The following is a 2,284-nucleotide window of genomic DNA, read 5'->3' on the forward strand; positions in this document are numbered from 1 at the left end:
GCCGACAGCCTTGTTGCACGATCGCCTCGGCCGGCTCGACGAGCAGCCCGGCTACCTGGACGCCCTCTCCGCCCTGCGGGCCGATCAGGCGCAGTCGCTGCTCAGCGACCTGACCGCCCAGTTCGCTGGCCTCTGCCTGGTCCACACCGACTACTCGCCGATACCACTGATCCATGCCGTCACCGCGCCCGCCGCCATCCGCCTGGTCCTGCCCTATCTGCCCACCGAGCTGCACGCACCGTCTGTCGCCACCATGTGGCAGATCCACGCGGCGATCCTCCTGGTTTTCACCGGCACCAACCGGGGCGAGGAGACCGCCCGCGCCCGCGCGGCCGACACGAACGTCCGCAGCGTCGACGAACTGATCTCCCGAGCGGTCGAGCACGGCGACGAACACGTTCTCAAGTTCACCGAGGCCTGCCTGCGCGAACACGCACTGCGCCCCGATCCCCGCTACCTCGCCGCCGCCCAGGCCATCCCCGACCGCATCCCAGCCCACTCACCGCGGCCTGCTCCTTGACGCAGTCCGCGCAGCTTGACCCAGTCCGCTAGATGATCCGCAGATACTCCCGGCCGCGCACCTTCAGCCCCGGCTGGACGATGCCGCGCCGGCCGCGGGTCAGGTTCGCGGCGGGTTTGACGACCATCCCCTCGCCACCCGCCGCCGTCAGCTCGGTCCACCACCGGGTCGCCGTCGCGACCGACTCCGGCTCGGTGGTGTCGACGAAGATCCGCCGGGTCGGCGCAACCAGGTCGGGGTCGGCGGCCACCAGCCGGTCGGCGAGGTCGAGATGCCACGCGTGCGGCCGCCCCTGATGGGCCGCGCCCTCGCTCGCCAGCACCTGGAAGGGCGCGATCCGAACACCGCGCAGGCCGCCGGTCGGCCACTGGTAGCGCCGGTAGGCGCCCGACCGCGGCGTACTGCTCGCGCAGGAGCTGCCCGGCCTTGGCGCTCCAGGGCAGCAGCTCGGCGTCGAGCAGCAGCCAGGAGGTGTCGAGCTCGTCGAGCAGCCCAGCCGTCTCGGCGGCGGCACGCAGCCGGTCGACGAGCTGCGCGGTGAGCTCGGCCGGGAAGAACGGCCGCCCGGTGCGCGTCCACACCGCGCCCGCCTGGTCGTCGGGCGCGCCGAACCGACCGGGATGCTTGTGCAGCAGAAACCCGAGGTCGCGGGCCGGCGGGTGCGTCGTGGCGATGGTCAGCAGCACGATCCGACAGTCTTGCGTAGAAGATGCCTTATGTCCCCTGGATTTCCACCTTCCCCTGCCCTTCCGGAGGCACGAATCGGGCGTCGAACCCTCCGGAAGGGCAAGGAAATTCCCGAGCGGGCGGAATCGTACTCGGCTGGCGCAGTCCATACGGGTATCAGGGAGTACTACCGCCGTCAGAGAATGCGGTGGAGCCAGCTCTCGGTGGAGCCATCCACGTCACGGTCCGCCTCCAGTGGGGTGAGGCTGACATAGCCGTCCTGGACGGCGCGGGTGTCGGTACCCACGGGAGCGGCCTGGTCGTTCGGGGTGAGCCCGATCGTGTAGGTACCCGGCTGCCCCGCCTGCCCGCTGGTCGGCGTGTAGCCGAGGTCGAGGGCCACACCGGTGTCCAGCGTGGTGGGCCGGGCCCCTCTGGGGGGCAGCACCGAACCGGGCTTGCCAGTGGTGGGGTCGACGGGGCCGGCCAGGAGCGGGTAGTTGACGTTGAGACCGACTCCCGGGGGCATCAGCGCGCCGTGCTGCGACCTGTCCTCCAACCGCTGGACGAGACCCGCCACGTATGCGGCCGAGCTCTTCGCGGCGACGGCCGTTCCCTCCCGCCAGGTGCTCGAGGTCTGCAGGCTGACCGCGATCGCGGGCACTCCGAACTCGAGCGCGGTCGCGGCCGCATTGACGGTGCCCGAGTGGTTGACCGCCTGACCGAGGTTGTTGCCGGGGTTGATCCCGGAGACGACCAGGTCAGGCTTGGCGTTCGTGAAGACCTGGTCGAAGGCGAAGAACACGCTGTCCGAGGGTGATCCCGGAGTGACCGTCCACACCGATGGCTCGGGCTTGGCGACCGTGAGCTGCAGCGGGGGTGCGGAGATACGACCGCCCTGGCCACTCTGGTCGGTGCCGGGTGCCACGACGACGACGTCATGACCGGCGGCCTTGAGAGCGTCGCGCAGGGCGACAATCAGTGGGGTGTCGGAGCCTCCGGTGCCCCGCCATCCGTCGTCGTTGGTGAGCAGAATGTGCAACGGACGCGCGGGGGTGACTCCGTGCGCGGGGGTAAGTCCGTGCGCGGGGGTAAGTC

Annotated in this window: 1 protein-coding gene and 2 pseudogenes; 1 reads left to right on the plus strand and 2 read right to left on the minus strand. The window is 70.7% G+C overall.

Going from position 1 to position 2,284, the window contains the following annotated elements; genetic code table 11:
• Positions 1–520 (plus strand): annotated as a pseudogene (locus tag NBZ85_RS30440) (questin oxidase family protein); the annotation flags it as partial.
• 28 nt (positions 521–548) lie between these two features.
• Here the strand turns inward: NBZ85_RS30440 and NBZ85_RS30445 are convergent.
• Together NBZ85_RS30445 and surE are read right to left on the minus strand one after the other, a co-directional pair.
• Positions 549–1,356, minus strand: a pseudogene (locus tag NBZ85_RS30445) (DNA ligase-like domain-containing protein).
• 26 nt (positions 1,357–1,382) lie between these two features.
• On the minus strand, positions 1,383–2,284 hold a 902-nt coding region (gene surE, locus NBZ85_RS30450), incomplete at its 5' end, for a 5'/3'-nucleotidase SurE (RefSeq protein WP_308205244.1).

Source organism: Frankia tisae, assembly GCF_025403405.1.
In the GTDB taxonomy this organism is placed as follows: domain Bacteria; phylum Actinomycetota; class Actinomycetes; order Frankiales; family Frankiaceae; genus Frankia; species Frankia tisai.